The sequence below is a fragment of the Mesorhizobium sp. M0618 genome, assembly GCF_040320765.1.
GTDB lineage: Bacteria > Pseudomonadota > Alphaproteobacteria > Rhizobiales > Rhizobiaceae > Mesorhizobium.
The window spans coordinates 14293-34622 of sequence record NZ_JAMYQH010000035.1 but is presented as its reverse complement, the minus strand read 5'-3'; the positions used below and the strand labels follow the sequence as shown (position 1 = coordinate 34622).

The following is a 20330-nucleotide window of genomic DNA, read 5'->3' as shown; positions in this document are numbered from 1 at the left end:
ATTTGTTGTTAAGGAAAATCACTGGCAATTGAGACAAATCGATTGCAAAACGCTTCGTTTCGAATTTGCCTAAAATTTGAGGAAAATTCTCTCTTTGCCCGCAAGCCGTCCTTTGCGCCTGTGTGCCAAGATCCTGCCTACAAAAGAGGTCATGCCATATGGATGCATGATCCGATCACGACGAGAGGGCAAGGGCATGGTCTTCCTCATAAGAATGGCTTTCTGGTTTTCGCTGGTGCTGCTGGCGCTGCCGCTGACTGTCGGCCCCGATGAATCGGGCCGCGAAAGCGTCGGGCCGATTCAGGCCTTGTTTGCGGCACGCGAAGCGGTTGGCGATATCGCCGGCATTTGCGAACGCAAGCCCGATGTCTGCGAGACCGGCAAGTCGGCAATGCACACCATCACCGCCCGCGCCAAGGAGACCGCCAAGATCGCGGCAGCGATAATGGACGACAAGTCCGCCGCCAGCCCCGACACATCCACGATGACCGGCAGCCTGCCCGAAGAAATCGTCTTGCCCGAGACCGTCAACCTGCCGCCTCAGAATTAAGCCGTTTCGACGGCGCACCGCGGGCTGTCTGCCCTCTCGACGCCCGCGGTGTCCTTGTTTTTCCGTGACGCGGCGCCGCCGCGTGACTATATCCGGGCCATGACCACCACGATCCAGACGATCCGCGACGATTTTTCGTTCCTCGAGGAATGGGAAGACCGCTATCGCTATGTCATCGAACTCGGCGAGGCGCTGCCGCCATTTCCCGACGAGCAGCGCAGCGCCGCCAACAAGGTGCCGGGATGCGTGAGCCAGGTCTGGCTGACCACCGAACGCGGAGCCGGGACCGACCCGATCGTCACCTTCACCGGCGATTCGGACGCTCACATCGTGCGTGGACTGGTTGCGATCATGCTGGCGCTGTTTTCCGGCAGGACCGCCAGCGAAATCCAGCAGACCGATGCGGAAGCGACATTGAAAGAACTCGGCCTCGACGAACATCTGTCGCCGCAGCGCGCCAACGGCCTTCGCTCGATGGTCAAGCGCATCAAGCGCGACGCCGAGGCAGCGCTCAAGCAGACCGCCTGACACCTCCATACCCGATCCGCGCGTCGCGGCGCGCAAAAATCAAACGGCGCCCGAAGGCGCCGTTGATGTCGATCCGATCTGGCTTATTTTAACGCAATTCCCAAGGGAAAGCTCTATGCGCTTTCCCGGGAAAACCGTTTCACATTTTTCCTGGAATTGCTCTGGCAGCGATTACCGCGCTTTGCGCTTGCGGCCGAGGCCCATCTTCTTGGCAAGCTGTGACCGGGCAGCCGCATAGTTGGGTGCAACCATCGGATAGGTCGGGTCAAGGTTCCACTTTTCGCGATACTGATCCGGTGTCAGGTCATAGTGGGTCATCAAATGACGCTTCAGCGACTTGAACTTCTTGCCGTCTTCAAGGCAGACGATGTAGTCGTCATGAACCGACCGCTTCGGGTTGACCGCCGGCTTCTGCTTGTCGGCAGGCGGCTGTTCGGCGGTTCCGCCCACACGCCCGAGCGCAGCATGGACATCGGATATCAGGTTCGGCAATTCGCCGACCGGCACGGGATTGTTGCTGACATAGGCGGCCACCACATCGGCGGTCAATTCGATCAGCGCATCGCTGTTTCTGGAAGGTGTTTCGACAATATCCATGGTCTTCGGGCCCCAACAAGAGTTACATCGATCTGCGCCCTTTTTTACAAGCAGGGCATCGCACGAATTTTGTGCAGGTAGAGTTTCTACGATTCGTGTCGCGGGCACATCAATGAGCGCGCAGACCAAGTAAGTCAATTCGGCCCTTACGCTATATTGAACGCTATTGATCAATTATTCCGCGATCAGCTTCAATCTTTCGTGCATTGTGTAATTTATCGATATTTCGCGCTCCCACCGGCGGCGGCTGACGTAACGTCAGATCGCCGTTACATTCATGGCAACTCACGAAACGGGTTTTAATGTTTGATCTTGCTTGGTATCGCTCGGGCAATATTGGTTGTTCATATTTGCCTACAAAACCACAGGTTGCCGTGGTCATACGCAAGCAATCATGCATGCCTGTCATCCAACCGATCGGCTGATTGCTGCCGCGTCAATCAATGCGGGGTGATGTATTTGCCATAGGCCCAGCCGGTGATGAAATTGCCGTTCTGGGCCGGATCATGCCAGACTTCGCACCAGCGATAGCGAATCTTCTGTTCCTGCTTCCATACCGGCTGGTTGGCGATGTCGAGCAGGTTTATTCCGCCGGTGCATCGCCCGGTCATCTGCAGAACGGTCCCGTTCGGATATCCCGCCTGCTTCTGGGATGTGCCCGAAGGGTATTTGCGTACGTTGAGCGTATCGCCGAACGGCACATTGGCCACTTGCCAAGCCGCGAATACGGTCGCATGAGACTGGCCGGCAAAGGCCAGAGTTAGTGAAGCAACGGCGAAAGCCGCAGCAGTCCGAGACCAAATAGTCATCATCTCTCCTCCCGGCTCATCTCCTGGAGCCGACACAACCCATACGCTGTGGCTCTTGAACCTGCCCTGAGCGGCGTGTTCATTCGCCGTTCAAGATATTCTCCATTTGAGATGGTCCATTCAAGATACTGGCCTATTCAAGATACTGGCCCATTCAAGATACTGGCAAAGCGAGACGCAATGACCAAGACATCCATATTTCCGATCGTCAGCCCGCCAGCGCCCGAGAAGCGGCCGGTTTCCGACACGCATCACGGCATCACGCGAACCGACGACTATGCCTGGCTGCGGGCCGGCAACTGGCAGGAGATGTTCCGCGACCCGTCATTGCTCGATGCGGGAATCCGCGCAGAACTCGAGGCGGAGAACGCGTACCAGTCGAAGCTGATGGCCGACACGGCCGAACTGCAGAAGCAGCTTTTCAAGGAGATGAAGGGCCGTATCAAGGAAGACGATTCTTCCGTGCCGATGAAGGACGGACCCTATGCCTATGGCTCGTCCTTCAAGCTTGGTGGCGAGCAGCCGCGCTATTTCCGTATGCCACGCGACGGCGGTGCCGAGCATATCCTGCTCGATGGCGACGCAGAGGCCGCGGGCAAGGCCTATTTCCGTCTTGGTGGTGTCGACCATTCGGCCGACCACGCAAGGCTGCTTTGGGCATTCGACGACAAGGGCTCCGAATTCTACACGCTTCGCGTGCGTGACCTTGCCGACGGCAGGGAGCTTGCGGACCAGATCCCCGACACCGGCGGTTCGGGTGTCTGGAACGCTGGCAATGACGGCTTCTTCTATACACGTCTCGATCCCAACCACCGCCCGTCGAAGGTGCTGTTCCATGCGCTTGGCGACAGCCCGCAAAGCGACCGGCTGATCTATGAGGAAACCGATCCCGGCTTCTTCATGAATGTCGACGGCACCCGCAACAACGAGTGGATCATGATCGGCATCAACGATCACGAGACCTCGGAATACCGCCTGATGCGCGCCGACGATCCGTTTGCCGAGCCGAAACTGGTGTCGCCGCGCGAGATTGGCCTTCAGTACGAGCTGGAAGAAGGCGGCGATATCTTCTTCATCCTGACCAATGCCGACGGCGCCAAGGACTTCAAGATCATGACGGCACCAGCGGGCGATCCCGTGCGCGCCAACTGGCAGGAACTGGTGCCGCACGAGCCCGGCCGGCTGATCCTGTCGGTGATCGGCTTCAGGGATCACATGGTCCGGCTCGAACGCAAGGAAGGCCTGCCGCGCATCGTCGTGCGCGACCGGATCAACGGCGAGGAGCATCTTCTGTCCCTCGACGAGGAGGCCTTCTCGCTCGGCCTGTCGGGTTCCTATGAATACGACACCGAGATCATGCGCTTTTCCTACTCGTCGATGACGACGCCGGCCCAGGTGTTCGACTACAATATGCGCACCCGCGAGCGGGTGCTGCTGAAGACCCAGGAAGTGCCGTCCGGCCATGATGCGGACCACTATGTCACGCGGCGCCTGATGGCGCCGGCCAGCGACGGCGAACTGGTGCCGATCTCGCTTTTGCATCATCGCGACACGCCGCTGGACGGATCCGCGCCTTGCCTGCTTTACGGCTACGGCTCCTATGGCATCACCGTGCCGGCAGCCTTCAACACCAACTGGTTCTCGCTGGTCGACCGTGGCTTTGTCTTCGCCATCGCTCACGTTCGCGGCGGCAAGGACAAGGGCTATGGCTGGTACGATGACGGCAAGCGGGAGAACAAGATGAACACGTTCACCGATTTCATCGCCGTCGCGCGCCATCTGGTCACGGAGCGTTACACGGCGCATGACCGCATCGTCGCGCAGGGCGGTTCGGCCGGCGGCATGCTGATGGGTGCCGTCGCCAACATGGCGCCGGATTGTTTTGGCGGCATCGTCGCCGAGGTTCCCTTCGTCGATGTTCTCACCACCATGCTCGATGCGACCCTGCCGCTGACGCCGCCGGAATGGCCCGAATGGGGCAATCCGATCGCGTCCGCCGACGACTACCGGACCATTGCCGCCTACTCGCCCTATGACAATGTCGCTGATCACGACTATCCGCCGATCCTGGCGCTGGCCGGTCTCACCGATCCGCGCGTCACCTATTGGGAACCGGCCAAATGGGTGGCCCGGCTGCGCGACCGCAAGAGCGGGGACAATCCGGTTCTGTTCAAGATCAACATGGATTCCGGCCATGCCGGTGCTTCCGGCCGGTTTTCGCGGCTGGAAGAGATCGCCTACACCTATTCCTTCGCGCTGAAAGTGATGGGCAAGGCGCAGCTTACGGGAGCAACCAACAAATGATCGACCTCACCACCCTGATCGCTTACATCGCGGTCGTTTTCGGCTTCGTCTTCATTCCAGGCCCCGCCACCCTGCTGACGATCGCCCGGGCAACGAGTTCCGGAACCAAGGTCGGCATCGCGACGGGCGCCGGGATCGCTGCCGGCGATGTCTTTCACACCGTCATGGCGATGATCGGCATATCGGCGGTCATCGCCGCGTCGGCGACGCTGTTCATCGTCATAAAGTACATCGGCGCGGCCTACCTGATCTATCTCGGCATTCGCGCGATCATGGAGAAAACACCGGCCAATCCGGCTGCCGGCGCGCTTGCGATCTCTGCCGGCAAGGCGTTTCGACAGGCTGTCCTGACCGAAGTGCTCAACCCCAAAACCGCTCTGTTCTTCCTCGCCTTCCTGCCTCAGTTCGTGCGGCCTGAAAACGGAACGGTGATGCTTCAGATGGCCGCGTTGGGGGTCATCTTCGTCGTACTGGGCCTTTTCAGCACGGTCGTCTTTGCCGTGAGCGCTGGCCGGCTCGGCACGCTCCTGCGCCGAAATCCGTCAGTGTTACGATGGCAGGGCAAAGTTGTCGGCGGCATCTACTGCGCTTTGGGCGTCCGTCTGGCGCTGCAGCAACGCTGACTCCAGACGATGATCGACGCGCCCTTTCCGGAGGGCTGGGTGATCAGGGACTTTTTGAAGTTCCCGTTGCTCATTTTCACTCGCAATTGCGGTGACCGCGCGCTACCCAGTGCGCGGCTTTTCCCGGCCTGACAGCCTCCAATCGCGTAAAGGTCCATTATGCTGCTCGTCGACGTCTATCTCGACAAATCGCCTATCCAGGGAATCGGCGTCTTTGCCAAGAACCACATTCCTCGCGGCACTCTGATCTGGAAGCTGGACCCAAGGTTCGATCGGCTCATCGAGGTCGAGACTTATGAGCGCGTGGCCGGCCCGGTGAAGAGCTATCTCGATCGCTACTCCTATCCCGACCGCCGCGATCCGAACTACATTGTCTTCGAAGCCGACGACGCGCGCTATATGAACCATGCCGACGAGCCGAACTGCGACGTCTCCTCACCCGAGGAGAGCTTTGCGCTGCGCGACATCGCGCCTGGCGAAGAGCTGACCTGCAACTACAACCATTTCTTCGAAACGGGCTTCGATTTTCTCGGCGACCGCCACCTGTTATCCGCAGACCCGGTCTAGTTCGCCGTCTTCTTGCGGGCCGGATAGCCGTTTGGATGCGCCGGGATCGCCTTCAGATAGGCGGCGATGGCCGCACGGTCCTGCGGCGTCAGTTCGGCCATGTTCCGCTGGACGTCGACCATGGCGCCGCCGACCGAATCGAAATCGGGCGTGAAGCCGGTTTCGAGATAGTTGGCGATATCTGCCTCCGACCATTCGGCGAGACCGCCCTCGCCTGATGTGATGTTCGGCACGACGCCACTGCCTTCCGCGGCCACGGCGCCCGCCAGCCATTCGTTCTTCTTCGTGCCGCCCGCAAGATCGCGCGGCGTGTGGCATTCGCCGCAATGGCCTGGCCCTTCGACCAGGTAGCGGCCTGATATCACCGGATCAGGCGTGCCTTCGGGGAAGGCAACAACCGGCTGGTCGCTGAGGTAGAGCAATTTCCACAGGCCGATGCCGCGGCGGATATCGAAGGGGAAATCGAGCGAATTGCCCGCTGCCTTGCCGGCGACGGCCGGCAACGTCTTCAAGAAGGCATAGAGATCGCCAATGTCGGCCGGATTCATGCGCGCGTAGGATGCATAGGGAAACGCCGGATAAAAATGCTCACCAGAAGGCGACACGCCCTTCAGCATGGCATTGGCGAGGTCCTCGACAGACCATGCGCCGATACCGTCCTTGGGATCTTGCGAAATGTTGGGCGGCACGAAGGTTCCGAAGGGCGTCTTGAGTTCGAGGCCACCCACGAGTTGAAGCCGGGCGTCGCCCTGTGAGCCCGGCTTTGCATGGCAGGATGTGCAACCGCCGGCATAAAAGATGCGCTTGCCCCTGGCTGCGTCGCCAGGACCGAGCTTGGCCAAGGTTTCCCTGTCGAGCCTCACCGGCGCCGACAGGACCCAGCCGGCAACTGCACCGACGCCGCCCAGAATGACGACGGCGCCGACAAGTTTCTTCAGCCATGCCATGGCTGGTGATCAGCCCTTCTTGATTCTGTAGCCTTGATGGCAGGTGCCGCAATCCGAGCCGATAGCGCCGACTTGCGCCTTCAGCGCGTCGGCATCGGCGGGAGCCGCAGCGACCGCGGCCTTAACGTCGGCGAGATATTTGTCATCGGCTGCGTTGAAGCCAGCCATGTCTTCCCAGATTTTCGGCGAGGCCGTGGTGTCGCCGGTGTCGCTGCCGGCCGGGAACAGCGCATCGGCATCGAATTTGTCGGCATTCGCCTGCAGCGCCTGAAGTTGCGTCAACACAGCCGCCGCATCAAAGGGTTCCTCGCCCTTAACCACTTTCGACAGGCCCCCGACGATCTTTCCGCGTTCCTTCATCAGTGCCTGCCGATCGAGGATCGGGTCGGCAAAGGCCGCCGAAGCCGCGAGTGCGAGCATAGAGATGGCGATAACAAGCTTTCTCATTCAATTGGCTCCATGATGAAGGCATTTCGGGACAGGACGTTAACGGATGCTACAGGGGAAAAATTCCCTTCCCCCGGATGATTTTTGCCAGACCTTTGTTGTTACGGGAATCTCGACGCAGAAAAAGAAAAGCCCCGCGCGATGAACTGACCCCGAAAGTTGGGCATCAACCTTCGGGGGGAGCAGTTCATCGCGCGGGGCTTCTCTACGATCGATCAGGACATCAAACGCGCTGTGTTCAAGCGGACTCGAACGACGCGGTTTGAGTCTTTGTTTTCGTGCATGTCGTTATCCCAAAACCGCTGCGCACTTTTGGGCGACATGCATCAGGCCTTTTCGTACAATTCGAGGACATGGTCCCAGTTGATCAGGCTGTCGACGAACGCCTCGAGATATTTCGGCCGGGCGTTACGATAGTCGATGTAATAGGAATGCTCCCAGACATCGACGCCGAGGATCGGCGACGCGCCATGGACGAGCGGGTTTTCGCCGTTCGGCGTCTTCGAGATCGCCAGCTTGCCATCCTTGACCGAGACCCAGGCCCAGCCGGAACCGAACTGAGTCGTGCCGGCGGCAATGAAGTCGGCCTTGAACTTGTCATAGCCACCAAGATCGCTATCGACTGCCTTCTGCAAGGCGCCCGGCAGCTTGTTGCCGCCGCCGCCTTTCTTCATCCACTTCCAGAAATGGATATGGTTGTAGTGCTGGGCAGCATTGTTGAAGAGGCCGGCATTCTTGCCGAACGACTGCTTGACCACCTCTTCGACCGACAGATCACCCAAGCCGGCCTCGGCGGCGAGCTTGTTTCCGTTATCGACATACGCCTTGTGGTGCTTGTCGTGGTGATATTCCAGCGTCTCTTTCGACATGTAAGGCTGCAAGGCCTCATAGTCGTAAGGCAGAGCGGGCAATTCAAAGGCCATGGATAGTACTCCCTCGTGGAAAAATCCGGTGTCGATACCGGAGTAAGATAGGTCTGGAATGGATTGGGACAACTCCGGATGAAGCGTCGGTCGCCTTTTTATCCGCTCAAGCAGCGGAAGTCGAATGCGCCCAAGCCCAATAGAGTTCGCGCGCCTTTTTGGCCACCGGCCCGGGTTGCAGATTGCGATCCTCGATACGCGTGACCGGCACCACCTTGGAATGGTTCCCGGTCGAGAAAATTTCGTCCGCTTCGAGGAAATCTCGCACCGACAGCGTCTTTTCCGTGGTCCTGAAGCCATATTCGCCGAGCAGCGTTATCGTGCGCGAGCGGGTGATGCCGGACAGGAAGGTGCCGTTCGGCGCAGGCGTAAAGACGTGACCGTCCTTGACCAGGAAGATGTTCGAGGTTCCGGTCTCGGCGACGTTGCCCAGCATGTCGAGCACCATTGCGTTGTCGAAGCCGCGCATCTTGGCTTCGAGAATGGCCCGACCGTTGTTGGGGTAAAGGCAGCCGGCCTTGGCGTTGGTCGGCATGGTTTCGATGGTCGGACGCCGGAACGGCGACACGGTCACCGAAAAGCCAGTCGCCGGAATCATCGGTGATTCATAGAGGCAAAGGCAGAAGCGGGTCGAGGCGGGATCGGCCGGCACGCCCATATAGCCGCCATGCTCGGCCCAGTACATCGGCCTGATATAGACCGCCGTCTTGCCGTCGAACTTCTTCAACCCATCCCATGTCAGCCCGACGATCTTGTCGGCGCTCATGTTCGGCTTCAGGCCGAGCGCGATCGCCGAGGAATTCACCCTGGCGGCATGGAGGTCGAGATCCGGCGCCACGCCTTCGAACCAGCGGCCGCCGTCGAACACGCTGGTGCCGAGCCACATGGCATGGCTGCGCGGCCCCAGAATGGCGACGTTGCCCTCGTGCCAATCACCATCGACGAAAGTCCATGTCGCGGATTGCGCCGCAGCCGCCAGTGTCATCTTGTCGTCCCGCCTCAATCGGTCTCGTGTGAGGGCCATTGGAAGATGCTTTGGCGGGCGCCGTCAACCGGCATCATGGAGTTTTGTTGAGGCCAGTGCCGGGGCGCAATGCAATCAAAGCTTGCACCTTGTCGCACCTGCCCTCAAAACTGTTGTCATGCAATACGCCGCCTATGTCTTCGACGCCTATGGCACACTGTTCGACGTGCATGCCGCCGTGCGCCGTCATGCCGACCGGATCGGGCCGGACGGCCAATTGTTGTCGGAGATCTGGCGCGCCAAGCAGCTCGAATATTCCTGGGTGCGCACGCTGATGGGCGCCTATGCCGATTTCTGGCAACTGACCGAACAGGCGCTCGATTTCGCCTTGCGCAAGGTTCCCTCGGCCGACCCCGGTCTCAAGGCGATATTGCTGGATGCCTACTGGCGGCTGGATTGCTATCCGGAAGTGCCGGCCGTGCTCAAGGCGCTCAAGGCTTCGGGAGCGAGGCTGGCGATTCTGTCAAACGGTTCGCCCGAAATGCTGCAGGCAGCGGTCAAATCCGCCGCGCTCGACCAGGTTCTGGATGACATCTATTCCGTCGACAGGGTGCGGCGCTTCAAGACCGATCCGGCTGTCTACGATATGGTCGCCACCGGCTGGCGCCTCTACCCCGGCGCGGTTTCCTTCCAGTCCTCCAACCGCTGGGACATTGCAGGCGCCACCAGATTCGGTTTTCGCACGGTGTGGATCAACCGCTCCAACCAGCCCGAAGAATATCCGGACTTCCCACCGGCCCTTATCCTGCCATCGCTCGAAGCCCTTGTGCCCGGCAGCTAGGAGACCTGTGTCTCTGGCGCCACAGTAGCGGCTCGGTCACAGCTTCGCCTTTGTTTGCCCACGTTCGGGCCAGAATCGGAACCGCCTATCGCCCCAGGTGTTGTCAGGCACCCCGCGGAACTGTCGGCGAATTCACGCTTTGTTGCGATTTGAGACTTAAAGAAGGCAACCATGTCCATAACCGAAATCGAATCTTTTCGCCTGAGCCGTCGCGGCTTTCTCAACGCCGCAGCCCTGGGCGCCGCTTCGATCGCGGTTTCCGCATGCGCCACTACCGGGCCGGGCCCGGTCGAGCCGCCGCCGCCAGCCTATGTCGAACCGCCCCTGACCGATTATGTGACGATGTACGCGGCAGTCAGCGACGGCGGCTTCGATTTGCCGGCCATCCCCGTCGACAAGATCGATCCGCAGTTCCTGCGTCAGATCGTTCCCGACCCGACGGGACAGAAGCCGGGAACCATAGTCGTCGATACCACCGGCCACTTCCTTTATCTGGTTCGTCCAGGCGGTCAGGCGATACGCTACGGCGTCGGCCTTGGCCGCGCCGGCTTCGAATGGTCCGGCGACGCCGTCGTTCAGTGGAAGCAGAAATGGCCAAAGTGGACGCCGCCGGACGAAATGATAGCCCGCCAGCCGGAATTGAAGCCCTACAGCGCCGACAATGGCGGCATGCCCGGCGGCCTGAAGAACCCGCTCGGCGCACGCGCGCTCTATCTGTTCCAGGGCAATGTCGACACGCTCTATCGTCTGCACGGCTCGCCTGAATGGCGGTCGATCGGCAAGTCGGTATCGTCAGGCTGCGTGCGTCTGATGAACCAGGACATTATCGACCTCTATGATCGCGTGCCCTCGAAGACGCCGGTCGTCGTGACCAGCGACGCCAGCCAACCCATGGTGGCGACGGCCAACCGACAGGCGATCCCGATCGACGCCGGCGTGCCGGACGGTTCGGTGCTACTTGGACCGGTCAAGGCGATTACCAATTCGATCTTCTGAGCAGGCGAAGGGGCGGCGGTTACGACGCTCCTTCACCGGATTGTCTCTCTGAAACGGAACCGATTCTGCATCGGCGGAGACCGGTCTGTCGCGTGGCGGCCCACTGCGATATTCTGTGGTGATGAAACTCAGCCAGAGCATACGGTTCTGCACGTCCGAGGACGGTACCCGCATCGCTGTCGCATCATGCGGGGAAGGCAAGGTGATCGTTCGGGCGGCGCACTGGCTGAGCCATGTCGATTATGATCTCGAAAGCCCGGTTTGGCGGCCATGGCTCCAGGCCCTTTCGGCCCACAACCAGTTTGTGCGCTACGATCCACGCGGTTGCGGTCTGTCGGATCGCCATGTCGCCGACCTCTCGATCGAAGCGTGGCACGCAGACCTGGACGCCGTGACGGCGACCATCGAGCAGCCAAGTTTCGTTCTGCTCGGTCTTTCGCAAGGCGGCGCTCTCAGCATCGCCTATGCGCTGCGGCATCCTGAGCGGGTGTCGCATCTGGTGCTGCTGAATGCCTACGGCCAGGGTGCGAGAGTTCGAGCGCAGACCGAGGCCGAGCGGTTGGAAGCCGAAACACTCGTCAATTTCGTGCGCATTGGCTGGGGACGCGAAAATCCTGCGTTCTGCCAGTTCTTCACCAACCTTTTCATTCCCAACGGGACACAAGAACAGCACCGCTGGTGGGGCGATCTTGAGCGCGTGACGGCAAGCGCCGACGTAGCCGCCCGCCTGCTCTGGCAGATGCAGGGGATCGACGTCCTCGACCTCGCGGTGAAACTCCGCGTCCCGACGTTGATCGCGCACAGCCGCGGGGACATGCGCGTGCCGTTCGATGAAGGCTGCAAGCTTGCCGCAGCGATCCCTGGAGCGCGCTTCCTGCCGCTTGAAAGCAAGAATCATGTTCTCCTGCCGACCGAGCCAGCCTGGAAGGTGTTCCAGGATGAACTCGATGCCTTCCTCGGACATGAGCGGCCCAGGCAGCCGCGCGCAATCCGAGAGGCCGGCCTGACACCTGCCGAGGCGGCGCTTCTGGATCTGGTCAAACAGGGGCTGGACAACCGCGCGATCGCGCAGCGCTTGAGCAAGAGCGTGAAGACCGTGCGCAATCAACTGTCGATGATTTTCAGCAAGCTCGGCGTCCACAGCCGATCGCAGGCAATCGTGATGACGCTGTCCGACAGAGAGCGAGCGCCCCAGCCCGATTGAGTTCCTCGCAGACCACAAATAAGGGACTTCTGTCCCTATTTGCATTCGCTTTCACTTCCCCCACGGGACTGCTGCATCATGCCCATCATCAGAGGGGGTCTCATCCTCGGAATCGGCGGAGCGACAAGCCGTCGTCCGAAGATCAGGAGGAACCCGACATGACGCAACTCAATGAAACCAGGCTCAATGAATTGGTAGGCCGCGTTCTGGGCGACCTTGGTGGTGCGGTCAGCGTGCCGTTGGTTCGGATCGGAGATGCGCTGGGTCTCTACAAAACGCTCAAGGAAATCGGCCCTGCGAAGGCCGACGAACTTGCCGATGCTGCAGGATGCGCGCGTCGCTACGTTCGCGAATGGCTGTCGGCGCAGGCGGCGTCCGGCTACGTGCACTATGAACATGGACGGTTTTCGCTGACGCCCGAGCAGTCATTCGTATTTGCCGAACCCGACAGCCCGGTCCATCTGATTGGCGGTTTCGACACCGCGGCTGCTATGGTCGAGAACCAGCCAAAAGTGGAATCGGCTTTCAGGACCGGGCGAGGCGTTGCCTGGGGCGATCAGGCAGGGTGTCTGTTTTGCGCCGTGTCACGTCTGTTTCGGCCGGGTTATGTCAATGCCCTGGTGAAGGACTGGCTGCCGGCGCTTGACGGTGTCGTCGCCACGTTGAAGGCAGGGGCATCGGTGGCCGACGTTGGGTGTGGGCACGGTCTGTCGACGATCCTGATGGCGCAGGCCTTCCCCGCCTCCCGCTTCATAGGTTACGACTTCCATCCGGCCTCGATTGCCGCCGCGACCGCGCATGCCCGGTCGTACGGACTGACGAACCTGAATTTCGAGGTCGGCCGGGCGCAAGATTTTGGCGGGCGTGGCTTCGATCTGATCACCTGCTTCGACTGCCTGCACGATATGGGCGACCCAAAGGCCGCGGCGGTGCATATTCGCAAATCGCTAAAAGAGGGCGGCACCTGGATGATCGTCGAACCCATGGCGGGAGATACTCTGGAGGAAAATATCAATCCGGTCGGACGGCTGTACTACTCGGCCTCGACGATGATCTGCGTTCCCACATCACTGGCACAGGAGACGGGCCTCGCGCTCGGAGCTCAAGCAGGAGAGAACCGGCTGACGGAAGTGATCCGGTCGGGTGGGTTCTCTCGTGTCCGGCGGGCTGCCCAGACCCCACTCAACATGGTGCTCGAAGCGACCTGACGCAGAAAAGGTCGGTTCGGGCCCTCCTCGAACCGGCCAACCAACGTCTGTCCGCCAAAACCGGCTCAATGCCGCCTATCCGATGCGGCTTCAAGCCACGGGCATTTCGCCAAAGCGGATGCCTCTGCCTCAGATCCGAAGCTCACCGCCCCCTGGAAAGACTGCCCAATATCCCGCGCACGATTGCCCGGCCGACCGACGAGCCGACCGAGCGCACCACCGACTTGATCGCCGCCTCGGCCACCGTCTGGCGGTTGGACGGGCGCGGTGCAGATGTGCGCCTGCCACCCGATTGCGGCGCGGGATCGTCATTGCCGAAGCCCGGAATGGTCCAGCGCGAGCCGCCGCTGCCGGCCTGCTGGGCCTGCTCTTCGGCATCCTGCGCGTCCTTGGCCTTTTTTTGCAGCATTTCGAAAGCCGATTCGCGGTCGACGGCCTGATCGTACTGGCCGGCGACCGGGCTTTCCTGGATCAGCTTTTGCCGCTCAGCGGCAGTTATGGGTCCAAGCCGCGAGGATGGCGGGCGGATAAGCGTCCGCTGCACCATGGACGGAACACCCTTGGCCTCCAGCGTCGAGACCAGCGCTTCGCCTGTGGCAAGCTGGGTAATGGCGGTCATGCAGTCAAAATCGGGATTTGGCCGAAACGTCTCGGCTGCCGTCCGGACTGCCTGCTGCTCACGCGGCGTATAGGCGCGCAGCGCGTGCTGGACGCGATTGCCGAGCTGGGCCAGGACTTTTTCAGGGATATCCAAAGGATTCTGCGTGACGAAATAGACGCCGACGCCTTTCGAGCGGATCAGTCGGACCACTTGTTCGACGCGATCGATCAGCACCTTGGGTGCTTCGTCGAACAGAAGATGCGCCTCGTCGAAAAAGAACACCAGCTTCGGCTTGTCGGGGTCGCCGACTTCCGGCAGCACCTCGAACAGTTCCGACATCAGCCATAGCAGGAAGGTCGCGTAGAGCCGCGGATTCATCATCAGCTTGTCGGCGGCAAGCACGCTGATGGCCCCGCGTCCGTCGCGGGTGGTGCGCATGATATCGGCGATACGCAGTGCCGGTTCGCCGAAGAAGTTCGCCGCGCCCTGCTGCTCCAGGACGAGCAGCGTGCGCTGGATCGCCCCGACCGATGGCTTCGTCACATTGCCGTAGCGTGAGCCGATCTCGTCGGCACGCTCGGCGATGTTGGCCAAGAGCGCCTGCAGGTCCTTCATGTCGAGCAGCAGCAGGCCTTCCTCGTCAGCCAGGCGGAAGGCGATGTTCATGATGCCTTCCTGCGCCTCGGTCAGGTTCATCAGGCGCGATAGCAACAACGGCCCCATTTCCGAGACCGTGGCGCGGATCGGATGACCCTGCTCGCCGAACAAGTCCCAGAAGATAACGGGGAATTCCTGGAAGTCATAAGGATCGAGCTTGACCTGTTCGGCCCGCTTGACGAGGAAATCCTGTGCCGTGCCCATCATCGCGATGCCCGACAGATCCCCCTTGATGTCAGCGCAGAACACCGGCACGCCGGCGTTGGAAAATCCTTCGGCCAGGATCTGCAAGGTGACTGTCTTGCCGGTACCGGTGGCGCCCGTCACCAGGCCATGACGATTCCCATATTGCAGCAACAGCTGCTCGGCACGCTGATAGCTGTCGTCGGGCTTGCGGCTGGCGCCGATGAAAATACTGCTGTCGTCAGCCATATGCACGGTCTCCGCAAACTGATGTGTCTAAAGCCAGTGGCCTTGCCGCAGGTATAGTGAGGCCATTGCACAGCGACAATGCCATTCGTCCAAATCCGGGCCATTCGTCCAAATCCGGGCCATTCGTCCAAATCGGCCCCATTCGCTCAAATCGGGTTTTTGGAGCTTGCGGATTTTGCCGCTGTTTGGCAATCGTCGTCCTCGCGGACTGACCTATATCTGATGGATCGAATCCGGTCTCTGGAAGCGCATTGCATTGCGATATCGGACCGGGGACCGTAGACTGGACCGCTCCCGGCCGGTGCGGCCGCATGAAATGAGGAGGACGGATGGGCGCCGGAGCCTTGATCCAGGACGTGGAACCCGAAAACATCGAGCGCCAGCGATGGCTCGCCTTGGCGGAAAAGGCTTTGGCAGGCGCTACCTTCGAGGAAAGGCTGGTCTCGCACAGCGACGACAACATCCGTATCGAACCGCTCTACGACCGCAGCACTGCGGCGGAACCGATTGTGCGCGCAAACCCGAAATCGCCATGGATCGTCAGCCAGCGAGTCGACGATCCCGACACCAACCGCGCCAGAAGCCAAGCGCTGGAGGATGTGGCACAGGGTGCCACGGGATTGTCGCTGGTCTTCGAGGGGGCGCCGAACGCGTTCGGATACGGCTTGCCGAGAACGGCGGAGGCGCTGGAGGTGGTGCTGGACGGCATACCGCTCAACCGCATCCAGGTTCGCATCGACGCCCATCCCTGGAGCCGCGCCGTGGCCGACTGGCTGGTCGCTTTCCTGAGCAAGCGGCGGTCGGACCCGGCAAAACTCAACCTCTCCTTCGGCATCGATCCAGCGGCGATCTTCGCGGGAACCGGTCGGCTGCGCATGTCGATCGAGGCGCTGCAGGCCTCCATGCCGCAGTCGCTGGCGCATTTCTTCGCGATGGGCGTTCCGGGCGTGCTGCTGGAAGCTGACGGGCGCGTGTTCCACAATGCCGGCGCCACGGAAGCACAGGAGCTTGGCATCATGCTGGCTTCGGCTGTCTCCTACCTCAGAATGTTCGAGACGGCGCGGCAGCCGCTTGTCTATGCCGCACCTCATATCGGTTTTGCACTCAGCGTCGACCAGGACCAGTTGCTGTCGATAGCCAAGATGCGGGCGCTGCGCAGGCTCTGGGCGCGGGTGCAGGAGGCTTGTTCGATCCCGACATCCACGGCCAGTATCCATGCCGAGACGTCGTTTCGCATGATGACGGCGATGGACCCGGAGACCAACATCCTGCGTACCACCATTGCATGCTTTGCTGCGGCGTGCGGCGGCGCCGATTCGATCTCCATCCTGCCGCACACGATCGCGCATGGTCTGCCGGCGGGTTTTGCCCGTCGTGTTGCCCGCAACACGCAGCTGATCATGGCCAATGAAAGCCATATCGATCATGTCGCCGATCCCGCCTATGGTTCCGGCGCTGTCGAGGCGCTGACCATGGAATTGTGCGAGCTGGCCTGGGCGGAATTGCAGACGATCGAAGCCGAGGGCGGTGTCCTGTCCAGCCTTCAGGACGGACACATCCAGAAGCGCGTCCACGCAGCGGCGGAGCAGCGCAATGCAGCCTACCGCACAGGTGAACGGGCCATCATCGGCACCACGCTCTATCCATCAAAAGACGAACGCCCGGTCGAGACGCTGGCGGCGGAACGGCGACCGGCCTTCACCGAAGGCGTTGCCGTCTGCGAGCCGCTGTTTCCAGTCCGCATCGACCAATCGATCGGAGCCGGCTCTTGATCCCGGACTTCGGCCAGATCGGCTGGATCCCGCCACGCCGCACGCCTGTCGAGGTCAAAGGCCAGCGGACCACGCCGGAAGGGCTCATTGCCAAGCATCTGTACAATCAAAGCGATCTCAAGGGGCTGCCGCATCTCGACACCTATCCCGGCCTGCCGCCCTTCGTGCGCGGCCCCTACCCGACCATGTATGTCCAGCAGCCCTGGACGATCCGGCAATATGCCGGTTTCTCGACGGCCGAAGATTCCAACGCTTTTTACCGACGCAACCTTGCCGCCGGCCAGAAAGGGTTGTCGGTCGCCTTCGATCTCGCCACGCATCGCGGCTATGACAGCGATCATCCGCGCGTTGCCGGCGATGTCGGCATGGCGGGCGTCGCCATCGATTCCATCCTCGACATGCGGCAGCTCTTCGACGGCATTCCGCTCGACGAGATGACGGTATCGATGACGATGAACGGCGCGGTGCTGCCGATCATGGCGCTTTACATCGTCGCTGCGGAAGAACAAGGCGTTGCGCAGAAGGATCTCGCCGGGACCATTCAGAACGACATTTTGAAGGAATTCATGGTCCGCAACACCTACATCTATCCGCCGAAACCTTCGATGCGGATCGTGTCGGACATCTTCTCATACACATCGAAGAACATGCCGAAGTTCAATTCGATATCGATCTCCGGCTATCACATGCAGGAGGCCGGCGCGACGGCCGACCTTGAGCTCGCCTACACGATCGCCGATGGCATCGAGTATGCCCGCGCCGGCGTCGCGGCGGGCCTCGACATCGACCGCTTTGCGCCTCGCCTGTCCTTCTTCTGGGCCATCGGCATGAATTTCTTCATGGAAGTCGCCAAGCTGCGGGCTGCGCGCCTGTTGTGGGCGACCCTGATGCAGAAGAATTTTTCGCCCAAGGACGAGCGCTCGCTGTCGCTGCGCACCCATTGCCAGACTTCTGGCTGGTCGCTGACGGCGCAGGATCCCTACAACAACATCATCCGCACCATGATCGAGGCGATGGCTGCAACGCAGGGCCATACCCAGTCGCTGCACACCAATTCCTTCGACGAGGCGATGGCGCTGCCGACCGACCATTCGGCGCGGATCGCCCGCAACACGCAGCTCATCCTGCAAAAGGAATCCGGCACCACGCGCATCATCGACCCGTGGGGCGGTTCGGCCTATCTCGAACGGCTGACGCATGATCTGGCGGCGCGCGCCCTTGCCCATATCGAGGAGGTCGAGGCGCTCGGCGGCATGGCCGCTGCGACCGAACAGGGCATACCCAAGCTGCGCATCGAGGAAGCCGCCGCACGCACGCAGGCGCGCATCGATTCCGGTGAGCAGATGCTGGTCGGCGTCAATGCCCATCGGCCCGAGTCCGACATCGAGGTCGACGTGCTGAAGATCGACAATGCCGAAGTCAGGGCGCGGCAATTGTCGAAGCTGCAACGGCTGAAGGGCACGCGCGACGTCGCCGCCGTCGAAAGCGCGCTCGATGCGCTGACCCGTGCCGCGCAAGGCAATGAAAACCTGCTGGAATTCGCCATCCGAGCCGCGCGCGCCAATGCCACGGTCGGCGAGATTTCATTCGCGTTGGAAAGGGCGTTTGGGCGCCACGTCGCCACGGTGCAGACCATTTCCGGGGTCTATCGCAAGGCGCTTGGCGATCATCCCGTGGTCGAGGGTCTGCAGGACAAGCTTGACGCCTTCGAGAAGAAGACCGGCGGCAAGCCGCGCATCCTGGTCGCCAAGATGGGTCAGGACGGCCACGACCGTGGCCAGAAGGTCATCGCCACGGCCTTCGCCGATCTCGGCTTCGACGTCACCGTCGGCGCGATGTTCCAGACACCGGATGAGATCGCCAGGCTGGCGGTCGCACAGGACGTCCACATCGTCGGCGCCTCGTCGCTGGCGGCGGGACATCTGACGCTGATCCCCGAACTACGTGACGCGCTGAAAAAGCTCGGCCGCGGCGACATGCTGATCGTCGCCGGCGGCGTCATCCCGCCGCAAGACTATGACGCGGTGCGGCAGGCGGGAGCTGCCGAGATCTTCCCGCCGGGCACGGTCATACCGGAAGCAGCGGATCGTTTGTTGGACCGGCTGCTGGCTTGACATTCAACGTTTGTCGTTATAATCACTGTTGCAACAGCATATAGAGTGTCTCCTCCTGCACGGCTAGTGGACTTGAGCGTTAACTCAAGTCCACTAGCCGTGCAGGAGGAGACTGAAGGAGGTCACAAATGAACATTACCGTACGCAAAATCGGCAATTCCGAAGGCGTGATTTTGCCCCGGGAAATGCTTGACCGGCTAAATGTTCGAGCAGGGGATACGCTTGTTGCCGCCGAGAACGCAGGCGAGCTTCGGCTTCGTCGGCTTGCGAGCGATCCTGAAGAATTTGAGAACAAAATGAAGGTAGCTCGCGAACGGATGAAAAAATATGAAGTTGCTTATCGCGCACTAGCGAAGTGAGTCAGCATCATTCGCGAGAATTTGTCGAGGCGCTTCACACTGAGCAATTGCGCCTTCACGGTGGCGCGCCGGGCATCCGCGATGAGGGTATGCTGGAATCGGCGCTCCACCGGTCGCAACAGAGAGAGAGCTATGGAGAGCCCGATCTCTGCGAATTAGCATCGGCGTATCTCTTCGGTATCGCCAAGAACCATCCCTTCGTTGACGGCAACAAACGCACTGCTTTTGCCGCAGCAGACTTGTTTCTCTACTTCAACGGGTTGAGCATTGAAGCCGATCCTGCGGATATCATCCAGTTGGTTATGATGGTTGCCGCCAGCGAGATCGATGAAGCCGGTGCAGCCGCTTTCTTCCGCGACCATGTCGTCAAGCTTGAAGACTAGCCATCGGAAAGCTTGACGATTTCCCATTCCTTGCCGTTGACGCTGGCCAAGTCGCCGACCTTCTTGCCGAACAGGGCGACAGCCATCGGTGACACATGGGAAATCGTGCCCTTGGCCGGATCGGCCTCGTCCTCGCCGACGATCTTCCAGTGCACCTTCCTGCCGTCATTGCTCTCGATCGTGACGCCCATGCCGAAGCGCACAAGGTTACTGCCCGGCTCCGGTACGGAGAGTTCGGCGCTTTCACGCCGGGCGGTCCAATAGCGCAGGTCGCGCGACACGACCGCGATGCGCTCGCGGTCGGCTTTGCGTTCGGCCTTCGCCAAGATATCGCGCAGATCGGCGAGATTGTCCTCAATCTGCGTCAGGCCGCGTTCTGTCACCAGATTGCGATGGTGGCTGACTGGCCGTTCACCGACGCCGGCGATGGCATTTTCGCTGTCTTCCTCGCGCGTGAAAGCTCTGCTCATTTCCTGAACTTAGGCCCGCAGAAGCTGCTCGACA

Annotated in this window: 21 protein-coding genes; 13 read left to right on the top strand and 8 right to left on the bottom strand. The window is 60.9% G+C overall.

Features of this window, described 5'->3' with window-relative positions; all coding sequences use genetic code 11:
- Positions 1-196: 196 nt before the first annotated feature.
- On the top strand, positions 197-550 hold the full coding sequence (locus tag NKJ04_RS28430; RefSeq protein ID WP_023812789.1) for a DUF5330 domain-containing protein: 354 nt from the start codon (positions 197-199) through the stop codon (positions 548-550).
- Positions 551-649: 99 nt separating this feature from the next.
- Positions 650-1078 carry a SufE family protein gene (locus tag NKJ04_RS28425; RefSeq protein ID WP_352550684.1) on the top strand — a complete coding sequence of 143 codons (429 nt, stop codon included), beginning with the start codon at positions 650-652 and terminating at the stop codon, positions 1076-1078.
- A 171-nt stretch (positions 1079-1249) separates the two neighbouring features.
- Here the strand turns inward: NKJ04_RS28425 and NKJ04_RS28420 are convergent, their stop codons facing one another.
- Both NKJ04_RS28420 and NKJ04_RS28415 read right to left on the bottom strand, forming a co-directional pair.
- Entirely contained in the window at positions 1250-1675 is a 426-nt protein-coding gene (locus tag NKJ04_RS28420) for a Ros/MucR family transcriptional regulator (protein ID WP_013532660.1), read from the bottom strand.
- 440 nt (positions 1676-2115) lie between these two features.
- Positions 2116-2484: an SH3 domain-containing protein gene (locus NKJ04_RS28415; RefSeq protein ID WP_128302982.1), complete on the bottom strand. Its 369-nt coding sequence runs from the start codon at positions 2482-2484 to the stop codon at positions 2116-2118.
- A 180-nt stretch (positions 2485-2664) separates the two neighbouring features.
- On the opposite strand from NKJ04_RS28415, the gene NKJ04_RS28410 reads away from it, so the two are divergent.
- The 3 genes from NKJ04_RS28410 (at position 2665) to NKJ04_RS28400 (ending at position 5978) form a co-directional block, all read left to right on the top strand.
- Positions 2665-4788: a S9 family peptidase gene (locus NKJ04_RS28410; protein WP_352678641.1), complete on the top strand. Its 2124-nt coding sequence runs from the start codon at positions 2665-2667 to the stop codon at positions 4786-4788.
- Positions 4785-5411, top strand: a complete 627-nt coding sequence (locus tag NKJ04_RS28405) for a LysE family translocator (protein WP_023812785.1) — start codon at positions 4785-4787, stop codon at positions 5409-5411. Before NKJ04_RS28410 ends, NKJ04_RS28405 begins: the two co-directional genes overlap by 4 nt.
- Before the next feature lie 159 nt (positions 5412-5570).
- The gene (locus tag NKJ04_RS28400; protein WP_023812784.1) at positions 5571-5978 is read left to right on the top strand and encodes an SET domain-containing protein; all 408 of its coding nucleotides are present in this window, start codon (positions 5571-5573) and stop codon (positions 5976-5978) included.
- Here the strand turns inward: NKJ04_RS28400 and NKJ04_RS28395 are convergent.
- From NKJ04_RS28395 to NKJ04_RS28380, 4 genes are all read right to left on the bottom strand, one after another.
- Positions 5975-6925 carry a cytochrome c gene (locus NKJ04_RS28395; RefSeq protein ID WP_352678638.1) on the bottom strand — a complete coding sequence of 317 codons (951 nt, stop codon included), beginning with the start codon at positions 6923-6925 and terminating at the stop codon, positions 5975-5977. The two genes, NKJ04_RS28400 and NKJ04_RS28395, sit on opposite strands and share 4 nt — an antisense overlap.
- Before the next feature lie 9 nt (positions 6926-6934).
- A complete protein-coding gene (locus tag NKJ04_RS28390; RefSeq protein ID WP_352678635.1) occupies positions 6935-7372 on the bottom strand; it encodes a c-type cytochrome in 438 nt (145 codons plus the stop codon).
- A 326-nt stretch (positions 7373-7698) separates the two neighbouring features.
- Positions 7699-8295 carry a superoxide dismutase gene (locus NKJ04_RS28385; RefSeq protein WP_023812781.1) on the bottom strand — a complete coding sequence of 199 codons (597 nt, stop codon included), beginning with the start codon at positions 8293-8295 and terminating at the stop codon, positions 7699-7701.
- Positions 8296-8401: 106 nt separating this feature from the next.
- Positions 8402-9280 (bottom strand): branched-chain amino acid aminotransferase, encoded by an 879-nt coding sequence (locus NKJ04_RS28380; RefSeq protein WP_127292503.1) that lies wholly within the window; start codon positions 9278-9280, stop codon positions 8402-8404.
- Between the two features lie 157 nt (positions 9281-9437).
- Between NKJ04_RS28380 and NKJ04_RS28375 the strand changes: the two genes are divergently transcribed.
- The 4 genes from NKJ04_RS28375 to NKJ04_RS28360 all read left to right on the top strand — a co-directional run bounded on the left by NKJ04_RS28375 (position 9438) and on the right by NKJ04_RS28360 (position 13508).
- The gene (locus NKJ04_RS28375; RefSeq protein WP_352678631.1) at positions 9438-10100 is read left to right on the top strand and encodes a haloacid dehalogenase type II; all 663 of its coding nucleotides are present in this window, start codon (positions 9438-9440) and stop codon (positions 10098-10100) included.
- Positions 10101-10271: 171 nt separating this feature from the next.
- Positions 10272-11096 carry a L,D-transpeptidase gene (locus tag NKJ04_RS28370; protein WP_023812778.1) on the top strand — a complete coding sequence of 275 codons (825 nt, stop codon included), beginning with the start codon at positions 10272-10274 and terminating at the stop codon, positions 11094-11096.
- Positions 11097-11217: 121 nt separating this feature from the next.
- Positions 11218-12300, top strand: coding sequence for an alpha/beta fold hydrolase (locus NKJ04_RS28365; RefSeq protein ID WP_352441365.1), 1083 nt, complete (start codon positions 11218-11220; stop codon positions 12298-12300).
- A gap of 158 nt (positions 12301-12458) precedes the next feature.
- Positions 12459-13508: a class I SAM-dependent methyltransferase gene (locus NKJ04_RS28360; protein WP_352678628.1), complete on the top strand. Its 1050-nt coding sequence runs from the start codon at positions 12459-12461 to the stop codon at positions 13506-13508.
- Positions 13509-13650: 142 nt separating this feature from the next.
- Here the strand turns inward: NKJ04_RS28360 and NKJ04_RS28355 are convergent, their stop codons facing one another.
- Positions 13651-15198, bottom strand: a complete 1548-nt coding sequence (locus NKJ04_RS28355) for a helicase HerA-like C-terminal domain-containing protein (RefSeq protein WP_023812775.1) — start codon at positions 15196-15198, stop codon at positions 13651-13653.
- A 329-nt stretch (positions 15199-15527) separates the two neighbouring features.
- Here NKJ04_RS28355 and NKJ04_RS28350 point away from each other — a divergent pair, with 329 nt between their 5' ends.
- The 4 genes from NKJ04_RS28350 (at position 15528) to NKJ04_RS28335 (ending at position 19826) form a co-directional block, all read left to right on the top strand.
- Positions 15528-16970 (top strand): methylmalonyl-CoA mutase subunit beta, encoded by a 1443-nt coding sequence (locus NKJ04_RS28350; protein ID WP_352678625.1) that lies wholly within the window; start codon positions 15528-15530, stop codon positions 16968-16970.
- Entirely contained in the window at positions 16967-19084 is a 2118-nt protein-coding gene (scpA, locus tag NKJ04_RS28345; protein WP_023812773.1) for a methylmalonyl-CoA mutase, read from the top strand. The genes NKJ04_RS28350 and scpA overlap by 4 nt, the downstream gene beginning before the upstream one ends.
- Before the next feature lie 128 nt (positions 19085-19212).
- Positions 19213-19443 (top strand): AbrB/MazE/SpoVT family DNA-binding domain-containing protein, encoded by a 231-nt coding sequence (locus NKJ04_RS28340; RefSeq protein ID WP_081734931.1) that lies wholly within the window; start codon positions 19213-19215, stop codon positions 19441-19443.
- Positions 19440-19826, top strand: a complete 387-nt coding sequence (locus NKJ04_RS28335) for a type II toxin-antitoxin system death-on-curing family toxin (RefSeq protein ID WP_352678621.1) — start codon at positions 19440-19442, stop codon at positions 19824-19826. The genes NKJ04_RS28340 and NKJ04_RS28335 overlap by 4 nt, the downstream gene beginning before the upstream one ends.
- Here the strand turns inward: NKJ04_RS28335 and greA are convergent.
- Entirely contained in the window at positions 19823-20296 is a 474-nt protein-coding gene (greA, locus tag NKJ04_RS28330; RefSeq protein ID WP_023812770.1) for a transcription elongation factor GreA, read from the bottom strand. The two genes, NKJ04_RS28335 and greA, sit on opposite strands and share 4 nt — an antisense overlap.
- Positions 20297-20330 lie beyond the last annotated feature (34 nt).